Raw genomic sequence first — 17,150 nt, forward strand, 5'->3', positions numbered from 1 at the left:
CGCTCAGGCCGGAACCGCGCCGGCCACCGTGAACATCAGCACCAACCCGGGAAGCAGGTTGGTCACCTGGTGGGCCACGATGCTGGCGTACAGATTGTCGGTGTAGAGCCGGGCCAGCGCGATCGGCACCGCCACCACGACCAGCAGCGGAGCCCGCGTCCACTCCAAGTGGGCCAGCGCGAACACCACGGTGCTGATCACCAGGGCGGCCCACCGACCCCACCGCCGGTCGATCGCCCCCCACAACAGACCGCGATAGAGGATTTCTTCGCACACCGGTGCCACGATCACGATCACGACGAAGACCAGCACCGCCGCGGGCCAGCTGCCCCGCAGGCCGCCGAAAACCTCACCGGCGGCGGAGTTGGCGTCCTGTCCCACGATCTGCACCCATAGCAGCGCTGCCGGAATGGTGAGGAACAAACCGCAGGCGCCGAACAGCAGGCCGATGGCCACCGCCCGTCCCGACCACTGCAGTCTGAGGTCTTGGCGTGGCCCGTTGCCGCGCACCCGGGTGATGACCACGGCCAGTGCGGCGGCCAGCACGGTCGGGCCGGCCACGACCAATGCCACCCCGGCAACGGAAAGGCCCGCGCCGAACTGCAGCGCCAGGAGCAATGAGGTCAGCAGGTAGACGGCCTCGACGACAAGAAACGCCCCCAGACCCCACCGATGCGGCATGCGTCAGGTGATGGTGACGAACGGGCTGATGACGTCGCGCACGAATTGCGTGATGTTGATGGTCGGGTTGCTGTCCGGGAAGCTCACGGTGGCCAGCACTTCGGCCCCGGCATCGGCGAAGTTCCCGTCGGCGCGGCCCTGGTGCGACGACGAGGTGACCAGGATGATCCCCGTAGCACCCGCTCGCTTGGCCAGCGGCACCGAGAACCGCGCATTCTGCACCGTGCTGTTGGCCCGATCCTCGACGATGATCCGATGCTCGGGCATGCCCAGCAGGCGCAGCATCTTGCGCATCTGGCCGGCTTCGGTGTTGCCGTTGCGGGGGTTTCCACCCGTCACGATCACCGGCGCTTCCGGAAAGATCTGCGCCACAGCCAATCCGGTGAGCACCCGGGTGTGCAGAATCGTGCGCATGGTGCCATCGGGTTTGAGACCGTAGCCGAGGATCACGATCGCCGGCTTCGAGAAGTCCTTGGCGACAATCGGAGACGCGGTCGCGGTCCGGGTCGGAGCCACCAGCATGGCACACGCCATCACAACAGCGGCGAGCACGGCGACGGTTCTCGGTCGAAGAGTCATCAAGGTGTTGATCGTCGCACGCGGCGCGATTATTACGGCGCGGTCTCAGACGGTCAACGATGCGTGTTCAACGGCGGTCCGCGTTGGCCGTGCGGGCACGAGCGTGGTCTGGTGGACAGTGATGTCAGCACACCGAATGATCTCCGGTCCGAAACTGCGTCGCCGCGCCGTCACCGCGGCAGCTTCGTGCTGTGCTGCGCTGCTGGTCGCACCACCGGCATGGGGCGCGCCGAACTCCGACAGTCGCGGCTACCTCGACTCGACCGCCCGCTGCGCAGCGCCCGATTCCGCAGTCGTCTTCGGGTACACCGAGACCTCGCGGATCGCGATCTGCGAGTCACCCGGCGGTGCTCTCACCTATCGCGGTGTGCGCGTGCGCGATGGTGCCAGACTCATCACCTCGGCGACCCGATCTGCCGACGGTGCCTTCACCGCCACGCGCAACGGCGTCGAGTACCTGGTGACCGCAAAGTCTCTGGTGATCAGCACCGGCGAGAAGGTGATCCGCGACGAGCCGATGCTCGATTTCCGCCGGGCGGGAGCATCGACGACGCCGGAGTCACCGGCGACCGCCACGACAACACCGACCACGACGGCCCCGACGACACCTCTGCCACCACCGTTGCCGGCCGAAGTGGGCGGTGGTGACCGCTGAATTGCGGCCGATTCACAGGTAAGGGTCGACCCACGCACTGATGATGCGCGCCGCGCGAGCTGCCTGGTTCTTCTCGGTGAGCAGGTGGTCGGCGCCCTCCAGCGAGATGAAGCTGCGTGGGTGCCGGGCCGCCTGGAAGATCGCGCTGGCGTTGTCGATGCCGACGGTGTTGTCGGTCGGCGAATGCATCACCAGCAACGCTCGGCGCAACGTGGCGATGAGGTCTTTCGCGTCGACCGCGCGCACGTCTTCGATGAAGTGGCGTTTGAGCGTCAGGGCCTTACCACCGATGGAAAACGGCGCTTCGCCCTCTTTTTCGATGCGGTCGATCAGCGCGTCGTAGTTTCGTTCCACATGGGCGGGATCGCACGGTGCCCCGATGCTGACCACTGCGGCCACCGTCGGGCATTCGTGGGCGGCCGCGATGGCAGCGGCGCCGCCGAAGGAATGACCCGCCAGGAGGCGGACCTCGCGGTCGGCTTCGTTCATGAACTGCACCGCTCGAACGGTGTCGGCGACCTTGTGGGAGAACGAACCGTCACCCCAGTCGCCTTCGGAGTCACCGAGGCCCAGATTGTCGAAGCGCAGCATGCCGATTCCCTCGGCAGCCAACTGCTTACAGATACGGCTGGCTGCCGGGGAGTCCTTGCTCAGGGTGAAACCGTGCGCGAAGACGCCCCATCCACGCACCAGGCCGTCGGGCACGTCCAACGATCCGGCCAGCATCGGCCCGGAACTACTCGGAAACGTCACGCGTTCAGCCACGCCGCCATCCTGTCACTGTCAGCGCACCGCGCCGTCCTGCACCCATTCCCGCAACGCTTTTCGGTCGAGTTTTCCGCTCGCCAATGTCGGAATGCGTTCACTGGCGGCAAGGATCCAGCGGGACGGGACCTTGTAGGACGACAGCAGCGTCGCGGTGCGCCGAGCCACGGCGGCCGTGTCGAGCTCACCGCCTATCGGCACCACGACCGCACACACCTCCTCGCCGCGTTCGGGGTGCTCGATACCCACCACCACGCACTGGGCCACATCGTGGAAACTCTCGATCACCGCCTCGACCTCCAGCGGCGAGACATTCGCACCCGAGGTCTTGATCAGGTCGGTGCTTCGACCGACGTAGAACAGTCGAGGGTCGCCGGGCTTTCGGTAGACCCGGTCACCGGTGTGGTACCAGCCGTCGACGTCGAACGTGTCGGATCGTTCCCGCTTGTTGTAGCCGGCCATCACTCCGATGCCGCGGACCCACAGTTCGCCGACGGTGCCGTCCTCGACCGGCGCGCCGGATTCGTCGACCACGACGATCTCGGTGTAGCCGAAGCCCCCGGCGGTTTCGGACATCGTCCGGTGCACCGGGAAGCCATCGGGCACATTGGTCATCGCGATGTCGACGGGGCCATCGCGTAGCAGCGGAGCCGACGACAGGTCCCGGGTGGCGAAGTCGGGATGAGCGCGCAACCGCTGGGTGAACGCCGGCCAACCCACCACCCCGGTCGCTCGCTCGGATTCGATCAGCTCCAACGCGACGCCGGGATCCAGACGCGGCAGCACCAGCAGGGTGACCGGCTCATGCAGGGCTCCGGTGACGGCGAGCACGCCGCCGATCCAGAAGAACGGCATCGCGCACAGGATGACCGGCGAGGCGTCGGACCCGGTGACGGCGCGGACCGCGGCGGGCCACGTCGAGGTCTGCCGCACCAGGGTGCCGTGGGTGTGCAGCACCCCCTTCGGATCCGCGGTGGATCCGGAGGTGTGCACCATGATCGTCAGATCGGCGGCGCTGACTTCGGCTTCCGCGCGGGCGAGAAGTCCCGCCCCGACGCGCTCGTCGGGGCGCGGGGCATCGGACCACCGTGGGCCGGCGCCGCCGGTGATCGCGATCGTCCGCAGGAACGGTGCCTCGGTCAGCATGAGCCGTGCCGGGCGCTGTCCGGCGAGGTCTGGCCAGGCCTGCTCGAAGAGCCCCGCGACATCGACGTTGAGGACCTGCACGGGGGCCACCATCAGGGCGACATCGGCGAGTCGGACCACCTTGGCCAGTTCCGCGGCGCGGTAGTGGGTGCTCAGCGGAACCACGATGGCCCCTATGCGCGAGGCCGCCAGCCACCAGGTCACCCATTCGGGCCCGTTGGGGAAGAACAACCCGACCCGGGTGCCCTTACCGACTCCTCGGGCCAGCAGCCAGCGGGCATGCTCAGCAGAACGCCGCTGGGCTTCGGCGTAGCTCAGCCGGCAGTCCGGGCTGACGACGTAGGTACGGTCGGGATGGTCGACGACGGCGCGCGTGAGCAGCGCGCCGACAGTCAGCGGGGCTTCGGGCACGCACCGATCCTGCCAAGCGCCGGCTGCCGACCCAGCAACCAGGCCAGCCCGCCACCTTCGCCACTACCGATGAGCTCGAGCTCTCCGAATGCTGCGGTGAGCTCGCCTCGGGCCGCACGAAAGCGCCCCGGAGCCGCCCCGACCTCGCTCAGCGCGCTCACCGCCAGCAGACCGGCGGGCGCCAGCCGGGTCAAGATCTCGTCATCGAGGCGCGCGTCCCGATACATGCTGACGACGATGACGTCCGCCGCAGGTCCCGGCGGTAGTCCGGCATCGAGGTCGGCGACGTCGAAACGGCAGCGCGATGCGCATCCGGCGAGCGCGGCCAGATCGCGTGCCTGGCCAAGCGCCTCGGGCGAGATGTCGTAGCCCCGGACACGCAGTCCGCGCCGCGCCAGCCACACCGCGGCCCCGCCGCGCCCACAGGCCAGGTCCAGCGCGGTACCGGCGCTGGGGAAGATGTCGGCGAATTCCCGGAATGCTGCGGGCAGCTTCGCCTCGCCCACATGCACCGGTCCGCGGTCGGCATACCGTTGATTCCAACGATGGCGGTCGGCGTCGCTCACAGGTCGTGCCCCGTCACCCTGATCCGGATCGGGCCGTGCCAGTCGAGGTCCGGGTCGACCGCTTCACCGCGTTGGGTGATCTGCACCTCGCCGCGTCGGGCCATCTGTGCAACGACCTCCCGAGTGCATTCCATCAGCTCGCGCCAATCGTCGCCGCCGACCAGTCGGGCGGCATCGGACGGACATAGGCTGCTGTGCGGGCCGCGGTGCTCGGCCAGCGCTCGGATGCCGGCCTCCAACCTGCGGCGGACGGCTCCGTCGGCCAGGGCGATGCGCGCGTCGGCGGCGCCGACGTCATCGTTGTCGATCACCCGCTGCAATTCGGCCCGCAGTCGATCACTCACCCATCCCAGTGAACGCCATCGCCCCGGTGTGTGCTCGGCCACACCCATCGCCCTGCGCCGGGCTGGGGGTTTACCGCTCCGCCAATAGGGCTAACAGAACTTGGTACTCACTGAATGAGGGTTCCGACGTGAGCCCCGGATAGGAGTTATGCCCGATGAAGATCTCCCAGATCCTCGCCAGCGCTGCTGTCGCCGGTGGTCTGGCGGTTGGTGCGGTCGGCGTTGCCGCCACGGCGGGCGCCCAGCCCGAGCCGTGGCCGCCGGTTCCCGGCCAGCCCGCCACCCCGGACCAGCAGCCCATGCACGGCGAACCGGCTCCGATGGAGTCGATGCAGCCGGCCGACTGGCAGCCCGCGCAGCAGCCGATGGAGTGGCAGCCGACCGAGCCCGTGACCTGGGCGCCCCCGCCACCCCCGCCGGCAGCTCCGCCGGCCGGCCCGAACACCGGTGAGCCGCCGGCCTGGGCCCCGCCGAAGCCGATCGATCCGGCCTGGGCTGCGGGCAACCCGCAGGTCTGGGATGAGGGCTGGAATCACTGGGGCGTCTGGATGGACGGCGTGTTCGTCCCCACGTTCTGATCAACACGTGCTGAGGCCCCCGCAGACGTTGCGCCTGCGGGGGCCTCTGCCGTGACGGTCGATCAGACGCCGAGCGTGCGCTGGATGTCGCCCTTCATCGCGTTGAGCTGGGAGGCCCAGTAGCCCCACCCGTGCGTGCCGTTGGCCGGGAAGTTGAAGACTCCGTTGTTACCGCCGGCAGCCTGATACTGCTTCTGGAACTCCTTGTTGCTGTTGAGCGTGATGGCTTCCAGCAGCTGGCCGGGAAAGTCGCCGCCCCCGCCGAGTTCGCCGGGACGCCCGGTGCCGCAGTACACCCAAACCCGGGTGCCGTTGGCGACCAGCTTGCCCACGTTCACGGTCGGGTCATTGCGTTTCCAGGCCGGCCCGCCGCCGGGGCCCCACATCGAGGTCGCACTGAATCCACCGGCATCGCGCATCGCGAAGCCGACCAGCGTGGGCCAGATGCCGTCGGAGAGGTTGAGGTAGCCCGACAACGACCCCGCGTAGCTGAACTGCCCGGGGTAGTAGGCGGCCAGGATCAAAGCGGAGCTCCCCGACATGGACAGACCGACGACGGCGTTGCCGGTGGGGGAGACGCCCTTGTTGGCCGCCAGATAGGCCGGCAACTCCGAGGTCAGGAACGTCTCCCACTGATAGTTGTAGGTCTGACCGTTACCCACTGCCGGTCCCTGCCAGTTGGTGTAGAAACTCGACATGCCTCCCACGGGCATCACCACCGACAAACCCGACTCGAAGTAGTCCTCGAACGCCGCGGTCTCGATGTCCCATCCGCTGTTGTCATCGCGGGCCCGCAGTCCATCGAGCAGGTAGACCGCCTTGGGTCCGCCGCCCTGGAACTTGACCGGGATGTCACGGCCCATCGCGGCCGACGGCACCATCAGTGTCTCCACCGGAAGGCCAGGTCGCGAGTACGCACCTGCGGTGCCGGACCCGCCGACGACTGCCACCAGGCCGGGTAGCAGCAAGGCTGCCGCCATCCCGGCCAGCAGCCGTCGACCGAGCGTTGGCAGTCCCTTCCGCCGGAACTCATGCATTCGTTTCATCGTGTGTCCTCTTCCGGCACAGCGCACAGCCGTGCCCCTCGGGGATTCGTGACGCCGATTGCGTCGGAGCGGTTGCTTCGCATCCGTTAGTTCGTCATGTGACGATTCGGCGTTACGCCGCGTCGGATATCGCAGGGGGTTGGCTTCGATAACCTCAGGCACATGAAGCGGCCTCGTGTGCTGATCATCGGCGGAGGGTTCGGCGGGCTGTTCTGCGCCCGCAGGCTCAGACGGGCCGACGTCGACGTCACGCTGCTCGATCGCGCCGCCGGGCACCTGTTCCAGCCGCTGCTGTACCAATGCGCCACCGGGACGTTGAGCATCGGTCACATCAGCCGTCCGTTACGCGAGCAATTCGCCGGCCAGGCCAACGTCAGAACCCTGCTCGGCGAGGCCATCGGGCTCGACCCGGCCACTCGCCGGGTGACCGCTCTGCGCCCCGATGCGACAACCTTCACCGTCGACTACGACGTGCTGGTGATCGCCGCGGGGATGCAGCAGTCATATCTGGGTAATGAGCACTTCGCCCAGTGGGCGCCGGGTATGAAGACACTCGACGACGCCCTCAACATCCGGCAGCGGCTGTTCACCGCGTTCGAGATCGCCGAGACGTTGCCGCCGGGTTCCGAGCGCGATGGGTGGCTGACCTTCGCAGTGGCCGGAGGCGGACCGACCGGTGTTGAGGTGGCGGGCCAGATCCGGGAGATGGCCACACGCACACTGGCCAACGAATTTCACAGCATCGAGCCCGAGGACGCGCGGGTCTTGCTCTTCGACGGGGGCTCGCGGGTGCTCAAGACCTTTGCACCGCAACTGTCGGACAAGGCCGCCGGCGCCTTGACCGATCTCGGCGTCGAACTGCTGCTCGGGGTGCGTGTCACCGACGTGCGCCAGGAGGGCGTCACGGTCACACCGAAGTCCGGCGGTGCGAGCCGGCAGTACTGCGCCCGGACGGTGTTGTGGACTGCCGGAGTGGAGGCCGTTCCATTCGCCCGCCACGTCGCCGAGGTGTTGGGCGCCGCGTCTGACCGAGCCGGACGAATCGGTGTCGAAGCTGACCTGTCGGTGCCCGGGCACCCGGAAATCTTCGTGATCGGCGATCTCGCCGGACGCGACCGGTTGCCCGGGGTCGCCGAGAACGCCATGCAGGGCGGCATGCACGCCGCGGCCTGTATCCGCCGCGATCTCACCGGCCGCCCCCGCAAGCCCTACCGGTACCGCGATCTCGGGTCAGCGGCCTACATCAGCCGGCGCAAGGCGCTGCTGCAGGTCGGGCCGATCAAAGTGGCCGGTGTCGTGGGCTGGCTGGCCTGGGGTTTCATTCATATTGCAGCTCTGACGGGGGTCAGCAACCGCGTCAGCACCATCGCGACATGGTTGGCCACCATTGCCCGGCCTACCCGCTATCACCGAGCGTTCATGCTCGGAGCAGCCGAGCACGAATCGCGCTACACATGGAGAAGTTGGGATCAGCCCGGTGTGAGGCCACCCCGACCCGGGCACACCCAAGGCATGACAGTTTCACCGCAAGATCTTCGCCGGCTGCTCGAAGCGGGACCGGATGCGACGCTGGTGCTCATCGAAGGCCGAACCAAGATACTGACCGCGGGCGGCCTGGACAGCGAGGCCAATCGCGGAGCGCTGGAGATCATTTCCCGGGCTGCGCTGCTCGAACGTACCGGGGGAGCGACACAGCTCAGCGACGCGGAATTGAGCACCCAGGCGACGGCGCTCGACACCGCGGTCTCCGAGCTCGGCGGATAACCCGCCGCCTCGTCGGTCTGACTGACCGGCCGGCGAGAATGTTACCGTAAGCACTTCAGTAAGCTGTCGCGCATGACTGGCCGCCTGACCCCTTTTCTGGTGCCCCACGAGGACGGGCTGATGCCCAACACCATCGCCCACGGCGGCTGGGGACCGACATTGGGCGGACAGGTGGTCGGGGGACTGTTGGCCCGGGCGGCAGAACATCAGATCGACGACCCCGAACTGCACCCGGCCCGGTTCACCGTCGAAATCCTGCGGCGGGTGGCCACCGCGCCGTTGCAGGTCAGCGCATGCGTCACGCGATCAGGTAGCCGAATGCGTTCGATCGATGCGCAGATGACCCAGCATGGTGAACTGGTGGCACGCGCCTCGGCACTGTGCCTGCGTCGCGGCGTGCAGCCGCAGGGTCGGTTCTTCAGCACCCCGGTCGATATGCCGCCGATGCCGCCCGAACCCGCGGAGTTCGATGATTCGTCACCGATGTTCATCACTGCCTTCGGCGGGGATTCCGTTGGCGCCGAGGGCATCCCGTGGCAGCATGATGGGCCGCGATACGCGTGGTTGCGCGAGGTGCGTGATCTGGTCGACGGTGAGTCGTTGACGCCGTTCATCCGGGCGGCCATGGCGGTGGACGTGACAAGCTCGTTGACCAACTTCGGCACTGCGGGCCTGGCTTTCATCAACGCCGACTACACCTTGACGCTGAGCCGGCTGCCGCGCGGGCCCTATATCGGCATGGCCGCGCTGACCCATTACAGCGCCGACGGTGTGGCCACCGGCAGCGCGACGCTCTTCGATGCCCAGGGTCCGATCGGCACCGGGGTGTCGGCTGCGATCGCCAACTTCAGCTTCAACCCCAACGGAAAGCTCGCCGATCGCCGAGCAGACGGTCGGCCGGCTCAGGACGCGTCGTCACCGGCCTGAGGCCAGCCACCTGTCGAGCACCCGTCGATCACGCTTCGTCGGCCGCCCGGCCCCGCGGTCTCGTACCGCCACCGGGGTCTGCGCGGTGGGTGGCGCCGGGGGAGTCCGGTCGCGGTAGCAGCTGACCGCGACGCCGGCTCCTACGCGCTTGGCGATCGGTTGCAGAACCTCGACCACACGGGTGTGCTCACCCACCCGGGCACGCACCTCGTCCCCGGTGACCACCGCGGTCGAGGGTTTGGCCACCCGTCCGTTGACGCGCACGTGCCCGCCGCGGCACGCGTCGGCGGCCTCGGGCCGGGTCTTGGTCAGCCGTACCGCCCACAGCCAGCGGTCCACCCGGATCGACTCCATCTGTCCATGATGGCGGCTGTTGGTGCAGTGCGTCAGGACAGTCGGGAGTCCAGGATGGCCAGCGCATTGTCCAGTGAGCGCTCGGGCAGTGGAGTGTCGTGCGATGCGGCGATCAGCACCCCGACGATCGCTCCGGCGAGCACACGTCGTTCGACGTCCTCGACGTGTTCGCCCAGCCGGATCTTCAGCGCGTCGGCGATCCGGTCGATCAGGTGGACGTACTCGGTGTAGATCAGCCCGCGCACCTCGGGAATGCCGTACATCATCTGCTCGCCGGCGATGACATCCTCGCGCTCGTCCGGTGACAGCGCACCGAACACCTGGGCCACGGCGTGCCGGTAGGCCGCGACGAAGTCCAGTTCGCGGGGAGCTTCGATGAACGCGGTGACGATCGGGCTGATCATGTCATTGCTGATCAGCACCGCTTCTTTGACACCGAAGTATCGGTAGAACGTCCGCGGGGAGACCTCGGCGGCGTCCGCGATCTGCTCGACGGTGGTGTTCGCGTACCCCCGCTCAGCAAAGAGCCGGAACGCGGCGCGCCGGATCGCCGTGCGAGTTCGGAGCTTTTTGCGTTCTCGCAGCCCTGGCGGCACGTCGCTGTCCGGCACCATTCCAGTGTCCCTCATGTCGGAAGGCAACTTCGGTGATCCGCCGGCGCCGACGGCATGAACTGCCAGATCCGCGACTGGTTTTTGCTACATCGGCATCGCAGGCGCGCTGATCGGTCGGGTCTGGTCGTCATGCAACCGGCTGGTCTGACCCGATTGCGGGGGCACGAGCCAGTCACGCACTAGGTTGGTCGACATGGAGCATCAACCGGGTGACTCGTTCGCCTGGCAAAGCGGTGACCACACGCCGGACCACCTGCACGACCAGCCCGATGACCCTGTTGCGGCTCGCGAACAGATGGAGCGACTGGTCGGCGCCATCATCGCCATCGGGTCCGACCTCGACGTCGAAAGGACGCTGCGCCGAGTCGTCGATGCGGCCAGAGAACTCAGCCAGGCCCGGTACGCGACGCTGGCGGTCCGCGGCGCCGACGGCGCCTATGCATCGCTCGTCGGTGACGGACTCGACGAGGACGCCGCCGGTGTGATCGGTGCACCACCGCCGGACCGGCAGCCGAGCGACAGCTTCCTCGAAGTGCCCATCGTGGTACGCGGTGCGGACTTCGGAACCCTGTTTCTCCGCGACGATCGGCCGGGTCGGCTGTTCACCGAAGCCCAGCAGAGTGCGGTGCGCGCGCTGGCGACGGCAGCGACGGCAGCCATCGACAACGCGCGATTGTTCGAGCGCGAGCGTGAGGGCGCGAGGTGGACGAAGGCCAGTCGCGAGATCACGACGGCCCTGCTGTCCGGTGACCCGCAACTGGGAACACTGCAATTGATCGTGAACCGGGCACTCGAGCTGGCCGACGCCGAGCAGGCGATTCTGCTGGTCCCGCGGGATTCAGAGACGCCGGGCGAGGTGACCACTCTGGTGGTGGCGGCCACAGCCGGCCGTTACTCGGCGGAGGTGATCGGTCGTCAGGTTCCGATGGACGGCTCGACAACCGGTGGTGTGGCGCGGCGCGGCCTACCGCTGATCACGGACTCGTTCCAGTACCCGATCGAAGGATTCACCGACGTCGGTGAACGATCGGCGATCGTGATGCCCTTGATCGCCGACGACCAGGTCCTCGGAGTCATCGCGGTTGCCCGGCGCATCCAGCAGACCCGATTCGACGAGGCTTACCTCGAACTGGTCAGCGACTTCGCGCGGCACGCAGCGATCGCGCTGGCACTGGCGGCAGGCCGCGAGCACGCACTCAATCAGGAACTCGCACAAGCCAATACCGTGGAAGATGCCGTCGTTGCCGCCGCGGAGCAGCTGCGCCGACTGTGGCGGGCCCGCCGCGTCCTGGCCGTCACGTTTCCCGCCCACGCTGCGCCGTCGCACGCGACGCCGAAGGTGGCGGTGGTCGGCGAGACAGTCGGCGAGTGGGACACCGTGCCGGCTCATATTCGCGCGGCGCTTCTGGAACTGCGCGACGCCGAGTTGTTGACCCCGTACACGTCGACCCCGGGCGCGGCCGGCATTGCGATCCAGCATCCCGACGGCGTGCTCGTCGTCTGGATCGAGCTGACCGAGCAGCGGCCGTTCACGCTCGAGGACCAGACCCTGTTGACGGTGCTCGCCGGGCGTCTGAGCCAGGGGTTGCAGCGGGTGCACCAGGTGGACCAACAACGGGAAACCGCTCTGGCGTTGCAGCATGCGATCCTGGGCCCTGCTGATCTACCGCAGGGCTTTGCCGTGCGCTACCAGGCGGCCAGCAAACCGTTGCAGGTCGGCGGTGACTGGTACGACGTCGTCGATCTCGAAGACGGCCGGGTGGCGCTGGTCGTCGGGGATTGCGTGGGGCACGGTCTGGCGGCAGCCACCGTCATGGGTCAGGTTCGTAGCGCGTGTCGTGCCCTGCTGTACGCCGACCCGAGCCCGGGAGCAGCTTTGGTCGGGCTGGACCGCTTCGCGGCCCGGTTGCCCGGAGCGCAGTGCACCACCGCGGTCTGCGCGGTCCTCGACACCGGCACCGGCGAGTTGGTGTATTCCAGCGCCGGACACCCGCCACCGATCCTGGTGCACTCTGACGGCAACCTCGAGACCCTCGACGAGGGGCACTCGATCGCGCTGGGATTGCGGGTCGACTGGACCCGCCCGGAAGCACGGGTGACCATCCCGGCGCGGGCCACGCTGGTGCTCTACACCGATGGCCTCGTCGAACGCCGTGATACCGGGTTGGAGCACGGCATCTCCCGGGCCGCAGAGTATGTGCACGACCACCGCGACTCCGCACTTGAGGTGCTGGCGAATCAGACGATGTCGGGTCTGGCGCCCAGTAATGGGTATCAGGACGATGTGGTCCTGCTGATGTATCGCCAACCTGCTCCGCTCGAGCTGGACTTCCTTGCCGACGCCAACAATCTCGCACCGGCCCGGGCGGCGCTGCGCGGCTGGTTGAGCCGGGCAGGTGTCGAACCGACGGCAGCGACCGACGTTCTCGTCGCTGCCGGGGAGGCGGTGACAAACGCCATCGAGCACGGTCACCGGCACACGCCGGACGGCACCATCAGCCTGCGTGCGACTGCTTCGGCCGAGTGCGTGCACCTGACCATTGCCGACACCGGATCGTGGAAGCAGCCGCGCACGAGCCCGGAGTCGAATCGCGGTCGGGGGATCGACCTGATGCGCATGCTGATGCACGAAGTCACCATCGAGCACGACACCGCGGGTACTACGGTCGAATTGTCGGCGAGGATCACCTGATGTCCGCAGCGCTGACCATCGACACTGCGCGCAACACTGACGGGTCGGTCACCGTCGTGGCCTGCGGTGAGGTCGATCTGAGTAATGTCGAGGCGTTCCAGCGAGTCCTTGCCGGTGCCGCCGACAGCGCCCCGGCTGCGCTCGTCGTCGACCTCAGCGGGGTCGAGTACGTCGACAGCGCCGGTATCAACGTGTTGTTCGGGCTGCGCGATCACATCGACAAGGTCGTCGCTCACCCGCTGCTGATGACCACCTTCACTGTCAGCGGGCTGACCGAGTTGACCACCGTCGAGCCTGCTGCGGAACGCTGACGCTAGGCGGCCGACAGCTCCTTGGTGTACAAGGCCCCATGCCGGCCAGCATGCGGTGTTTCGGCGACGCGACGGCCAACAGTCGGTAAGGACCGATACCGACGGGAGCATCGCGTACGTTAACGCGGCCGGCCCCGCTCGGGTGTCAGCCGGTGACGTCGAGGATCTTGATCGCGAAGATCAGCGAGTCGCCGGGGACGATACCGGCGGCGGGCTGGCCGCTGGGATAGCCGTCGGCCGGGGTCATCGCCACCGCGACGGTCGAGCCGACGTTCTGGCCGGCGATGGCCTTCTGGAAGCCGGCGATGACACCGTCGAGCGGGAACTCGACAGGCTCGCCGTACTGGTAGCTGCTGTCGAACACCGATCCATCGCGGCCGTTGACTCCCATGTAGCAGACCGACACGGTAGCGGTGTCCGCCACCACAGGTCCGTCACCGGCCTGCAGTGTCTGAACCTGTGTTTCGGCGACGCTGAACGGGGCGCTCACCTCTACCAGTGGTGCCGACGTATCCGTCGACCCGGTCACCTCGACGCTGCCGGTCTCACCGGCCAGCGTCCACTCGGGACTGCCCGTGGGTTCCGGGGCAGCAGTCGGGCAGCCCGTCGGCGGCTGCGCCTCTGAGGAGGCAACGGTGGAGCTGCAGGCACCGAGGCTCAGAGCGGAAGCCGCAGCGGCGGCCGCGAGGGCAACGGAGGAACGCACGCGAAGAGAAGTCACGGGCGCCACGCTACCTGCCCGACGTCGGGCCCAACCGCACCGTCGCGTCAAACGCCCAGCTCGATGGTGAAGTGGTGGGAGGTGATCTGCAGGTGATGGCGCATGTACAGCCGGTGCGCAGCCGCTCGGTCGGGGCCCACACCGGAGTCGAGGTGGACTGCTTCACAGCCCAACCGCTGCGCTTCGGCGATGACCCATCGAAGCAGGAGGTCGGCGTGACCGCGGCCGCGTGCGGTGGACACGGTGCTCAGGTCGTCGACGTAGACGTAGTGGCCCCACGCGGTGGAGTGCGCCTCGCGGAAGCCCAGTGCCGAAGATGCCGCCGCCGAGCCGGGTTCAAACGCGCCGACGATCCGGTAGCCCGCCGGGCGCAGTTGGGAATCGACGAAATCGACCAGAGCGGCGGGCGTCTTCCAGCGCGGACGCAGTTCGAGTAACGCGTCGGCGGCCTCGCCCGTTTTCCCGGTCAGGATCTCCCGAACTTCCACCATGGCGGCAACTTTGCCAGAATCGGTTTGGGCGGTGCGCCGGCCTGGGCAATCTGGGGGGATGAGCGACGACACGAACGTCACCGTCGAGCGAACCATCGACGCACCCGCCGACGCGATCTTCGAGATCCTGTCCAACCCACATCGACACCAGACACTCGACGGGTCCGGTTTCGTGCGAGGGGTGGACCATGCCGACCGAATCCAGAAGGTCGGCGAAGTGTTCACCATGAACATGCACGGATCGCACATGGGAGGCGAGTACAAGACCGACAATCACGTCTCCGGATATGTCAAGGACAAGTTGCTGGCATGGAAGACCGCTCCTGCGGGGACGCAACCCCCGGGATGGGAGTGGTTGTGGGAGTTGGAACCTCAGGGTCCGGATGCCACACTGGTCCGGCACACCTATGACTGGTCCGGCGTCACCGACAAGGCGCTGCTCGAAAAGGTGAAGTTCCCGCTCGTGACGGAAACTCAGTTGGCTGACACGCTCGCACGGTTGGCCGCCGAATCGTCGTCCTGATCAGGCTGGCCGGCGGGTCACCTGGATGCCCGGCTCTGGAGGGCCGCGACCAGCGCGAGGCGGACCTGCTCGGCGATTGCGCCTGGGCTCCCGCGCGGGAGTTGAGACTCAGCGGCGGCCAACTCCGCGGCCAGCCGCTTGTCGTGGAAAACACCCGCCACCCAGTTCGAGAAATCGTGGGCGGGGCAGTGGTGTCGCAATACTCCTGCGTCGCAGCGGTTCAGCACGTCTTCGAGCTCGGCGAGATTGGCGGCGACCGTGCCGGTGAGACGGTCACCTGAGCTACGAAAGTAGAACCGCCGGCTCGGTTCAACGCCGGCTTGGGCGTACTTGTGCTGATGACGCAGGTGCGGTGTCCTGCGGGCGCCGGGAGTGAAGGCGACGGCCTGGTGTGGTTTGGCCCGCCACGCCAGTACGGCACGGCCGGTCGGCCCGTTCAGCAACTGGGCCATCTGCGCCGGCGGCATGCCCGCCACTGCGGCGGTCAGGTCGACCAGATGGTCTGACGGATCCGGTGATGCGAGCGCGATGACCGCATCCAGGGCGGCGGGGACCTCATTGGCCAGTTGTTCGGGCCGCCAGGTGATGAGCAGGTAGCCCTTGGCGGCCGGGTTGAACACCGACAACGCCACGCCCGCCCGACCGAACGGGGCATGGGCCTCGTCCACGACGACCCACTGGGGCAACCCGCTCAAAGCTCGCTGAGCCTCGATCTCGGCGGGCAGCCCCGCAAGGTAATGGGCCTGTTGGGCGGTGTTGAGATGGGACAAATCGATGACGACCGACGCGTTGCGCAGCAGGCGGACGACTTCGGCCGGGTCGGCGAGGCGGCGGTCCTCGCCGCCGGTCACCAGCACGTGCCGCAGCTCACCCAGCCCGACGTGGTCGCCTTCTGGATCGCAGATGACGCTCGCGTAGCCAAGAGCGAGGAGCTGTTCGCAGATCAGCCCGGTGAGGTAGGACTTGCCGGTGCCGGTGTCACCGCACACAGCGATGTTGAGCTGGGAGGCGGGCAGGGTGACGGGCCGGCCGTCGTCATCGGTTCCCAGCATGATCTGCCATCGGCTCGGATGAAGGTGGGTGCGCCCGGCGAGCAACGGTCCCCGCAGGAGGTCGGCCACGCCTTGACCGTCGGGCAGGGTCAGCGTCAGATCGGCCTCGGCACTGAGACTTTCGACGGCGTTGGCAACAGCTACGCCGACCTCGCACACCTCCAGCAGACTGTGGTCGTTCTCGGCGTCACCGACGCCCAAGGTGTTGTGCTGCGACAGTCCGAGTTCGGCGAGCGCCTCCAGCAGACCGCTGCCTTTGGTGACCGCGGCGGGCAGGATCATCAGCTCCCCCCGGTTGCGCACGAGCCGGCACTCCAAGCCTAGCCGACGAATCACCTCCAATGCGGTCGCCTCGTCAGCGGCGGCGCACGCGATCAGCACCTGCCCGTTGCGATGAGCCACGCCGCGGGCGTTCAGCGCCGAGCTGACGGCGCGGTCGATCGGAGCCGCGAGCCGACGAATGCCGACCGAGGTCACGAGCACCGCGCCGTTCTCGGCGACCAGCGCGTCGACGTGGTCCTGCACCTCAGGGAACACGGCGCGCAGCTCGTCGACGATCCGCCCGGTAACCAGGATCACCCTGACCCCGCGGGAACGCACCTCGTCCAGGGCGGTCAACGTGTCAGGCGCGACGGTGCCCTCTGCCAGTGTGCCGTCGAAATCGATTGCCACCGCACGGAAGTAGCCCAGGGCTGCGTTGACGACCACTTCGACCAGCCGGTGCGGCCGCTCGGTCCGGTTGAGTGTGAACAACTCATCGCCGCGGCCGGTGTCGATGACGAGGGCATCGAACTCACCGGTTCGAATGGCGCGCAGCGCTTCTCGTGCCTCGTCGAGTTCGCGGCGCAGTTCCCGGTCGGTCTCGGGTGTGCCGTTCGGGGGATCCTCGATCATCGTGCTGCCGACCGGTGACGATGTGCACGGTGCCGA

General features: G+C 67.7%; 18 protein-coding genes and 1 pseudogene. 7 read left to right on the forward strand and 12 right to left on the reverse strand.

Annotation, left to right across the window (positions count from 1 at the left end):
• Window positions 1–3 precede the first annotated feature (3 nt).
• On the reverse strand, window positions 4–681 hold the full coding sequence (locus KXD98_RS14415; RefSeq protein WP_260759075.1) for a CPBP family intramembrane glutamic endopeptidase: 678 nt from the start codon (window positions 679–681) through the stop codon (window positions 4–6).
• 3 nt (window positions 682–684) lie between these two features.
• Window positions 685–1,260, reverse strand: coding sequence for a YdcF family protein (locus KXD98_RS14420; protein ID WP_396881296.1), 576 nt, complete (start codon window positions 1,258–1,260; stop codon window positions 685–687).
• Between the two features lie 121 nt (window positions 1,261–1,381).
• On the opposite strand from KXD98_RS14420, the gene KXD98_RS14425 reads away from it, so the two are divergent.
• Window positions 1,382–1,915 (forward strand): hypothetical protein, encoded by a 534-nt coding sequence (locus tag KXD98_RS14425; RefSeq protein ID WP_260759076.1) that lies wholly within the window; start codon window positions 1,382–1,384, stop codon window positions 1,913–1,915.
• Between the two features lie 12 nt (window positions 1,916–1,927).
• Here the strand turns inward: KXD98_RS14425 and KXD98_RS14430 are convergent, their stop codons facing one another.
• The 4 genes from KXD98_RS14430 to KXD98_RS14445 are packed head-to-tail and all read right to left on the reverse strand — an operon-like array spanning window position 1,928 to window position 5,147.
• Window positions 1,928–2,680 (reverse strand): S9 family peptidase, encoded by a 753-nt coding sequence (locus tag KXD98_RS14430; RefSeq protein ID WP_260759077.1) that lies wholly within the window; start codon window positions 2,678–2,680, stop codon window positions 1,928–1,930.
• 18 nt (window positions 2,681–2,698) lie between these two features.
• Window positions 2,699–4,237 (reverse strand): class I adenylate-forming enzyme family protein, encoded by a 1,539-nt coding sequence (locus KXD98_RS14435; RefSeq protein ID WP_260759078.1) that lies wholly within the window; start codon window positions 4,235–4,237, stop codon window positions 2,699–2,701.
• Entirely contained in the window at window positions 4,219–4,803 is a 585-nt protein-coding gene (locus KXD98_RS14440) for a cyclopropane-fatty-acyl-phospholipid synthase family protein (protein ID WP_260759080.1), read from the reverse strand. Before KXD98_RS14440 ends, KXD98_RS14435 begins: the two co-directional genes overlap by 19 nt.
• Complete coding sequence (locus KXD98_RS14445) at window positions 4,800–5,147, reverse strand: DUF3253 domain-containing protein (RefSeq protein ID WP_260759081.1); 348 nt, start codon at window positions 5,145–5,147, stop codon at window positions 4,800–4,802. Before KXD98_RS14445 ends, KXD98_RS14440 begins: the two co-directional genes overlap by 4 nt.
• 155 nt (window positions 5,148–5,302) lie before the next feature.
• Between KXD98_RS14445 and KXD98_RS14450 the strand changes: the two genes are divergently transcribed.
• On the forward strand, window positions 5,303–5,725 hold the full coding sequence (locus tag KXD98_RS14450; RefSeq protein WP_260759082.1) for a hypothetical protein: 423 nt from the start codon (window positions 5,303–5,305) through the stop codon (window positions 5,723–5,725).
• 62 nt (window positions 5,726–5,787) lie between these two features.
• Here the strand turns inward: KXD98_RS14450 and KXD98_RS14455 are convergent, their stop codons facing one another.
• Window positions 5,788–6,771, reverse strand: coding sequence for an esterase family protein (locus KXD98_RS14455; protein ID WP_396881300.1), 984 nt, complete (start codon window positions 6,769–6,771; stop codon window positions 5,788–5,790).
• A 162-nt stretch (window positions 6,772–6,933) separates the two neighbouring features.
• Between KXD98_RS14455 and KXD98_RS14460 the strand changes: the two are divergent.
• Both KXD98_RS14460 and KXD98_RS14465 read left to right on the forward strand, forming a co-directional pair.
• Window positions 6,934–8,241, forward strand: a pseudogene (locus KXD98_RS14460) (NAD(P)/FAD-dependent oxidoreductase); the annotation flags it as partial.
• A gap of 366 nt (window positions 8,242–8,607) precedes the next feature.
• A complete protein-coding gene (locus KXD98_RS14465) occupies window positions 8,608–9,462 on the forward strand; it encodes a thioesterase family protein (protein ID WP_260759084.1) in 855 nt (284 codons plus the stop codon).
• Here the strand turns inward: KXD98_RS14465 and KXD98_RS14470 are convergent.
• Window positions 9,451–9,816 carry an RNA-binding S4 domain-containing protein gene (locus KXD98_RS14470; RefSeq protein ID WP_260759085.1) on the reverse strand — a complete coding sequence of 122 codons (366 nt, stop codon included), beginning with the start codon at window positions 9,814–9,816 and terminating at the stop codon, window positions 9,451–9,453. The two genes, KXD98_RS14465 and KXD98_RS14470, sit on opposite strands and share 12 nt — an antisense overlap.
• Window positions 9,817–9,848: 32 nt before the next feature.
• Window positions 9,849–10,445, reverse strand: coding sequence for a TetR/AcrR family transcriptional regulator (locus KXD98_RS14475; protein ID WP_260759086.1), 597 nt, complete (start codon window positions 10,443–10,445; stop codon window positions 9,849–9,851).
• A gap of 178 nt (window positions 10,446–10,623) precedes the next feature.
• Here KXD98_RS14475 and KXD98_RS14480 point away from each other — a divergent pair, with 178 nt between their 5' ends.
• Together KXD98_RS14480 and KXD98_RS14485 are read left to right on the forward strand one after the other, a co-directional pair.
• Complete coding sequence (locus KXD98_RS14480) at window positions 10,624–13,122, forward strand: SpoIIE family protein phosphatase (RefSeq protein WP_260759087.1); 2,499 nt, start codon at window positions 10,624–10,626, stop codon at window positions 13,120–13,122.
• Window positions 13,122–13,433, forward strand: coding sequence for an STAS domain-containing protein (locus KXD98_RS14485; protein WP_260759088.1), 312 nt, complete (start codon window positions 13,122–13,124; stop codon window positions 13,431–13,433). Before KXD98_RS14480 ends, KXD98_RS14485 begins: the two co-directional genes overlap by 1 nt.
• A gap of 145 nt (window positions 13,434–13,578) precedes the next feature.
• Here KXD98_RS14485 and KXD98_RS14490 read toward each other — a convergent pair whose 3' ends face one another.
• Window positions 13,579–14,154 (reverse strand): FKBP-type peptidyl-prolyl cis-trans isomerase, encoded by a 576-nt coding sequence (locus tag KXD98_RS14490; protein WP_396881303.1) that lies wholly within the window; start codon window positions 14,152–14,154, stop codon window positions 13,579–13,581.
• 47 nt (window positions 14,155–14,201) lie between these two features.
• Window positions 14,202–14,645 carry an N-acetyltransferase gene (locus KXD98_RS14495; protein WP_260759090.1) on the reverse strand — a complete coding sequence of 148 codons (444 nt, stop codon included), beginning with the start codon at window positions 14,643–14,645 and terminating at the stop codon, window positions 14,202–14,204.
• Between the two features lie 58 nt (window positions 14,646–14,703).
• Between KXD98_RS14495 and KXD98_RS14500 the strand changes: the two genes are divergently transcribed.
• The gene (locus KXD98_RS14500; RefSeq protein WP_260759091.1) at window positions 14,704–15,168 is read left to right on the forward strand and encodes an SRPBCC family protein; all 465 of its coding nucleotides are present in this window, start codon (window positions 14,704–14,706) and stop codon (window positions 15,166–15,168) included.
• A 17-nt stretch (window positions 15,169–15,185) separates the two neighbouring features.
• Here the strand turns inward: KXD98_RS14500 and KXD98_RS14505 are convergent, their stop codons facing one another.
• Entirely contained in the window at window positions 15,186–17,114 is a 1,929-nt protein-coding gene (locus tag KXD98_RS14505) for an HAD family hydrolase (protein WP_260759092.1), read from the reverse strand.
• Between the last annotated feature and the right edge of the window lie 36 nt (window positions 17,115–17,150).

Source organism: Mycobacterium sp. SMC-4 (assembly GCF_025263265.1).
Lineage (GTDB): Bacteria > Actinomycetota > Actinomycetes > Mycobacteriales > Mycobacteriaceae > Mycobacterium.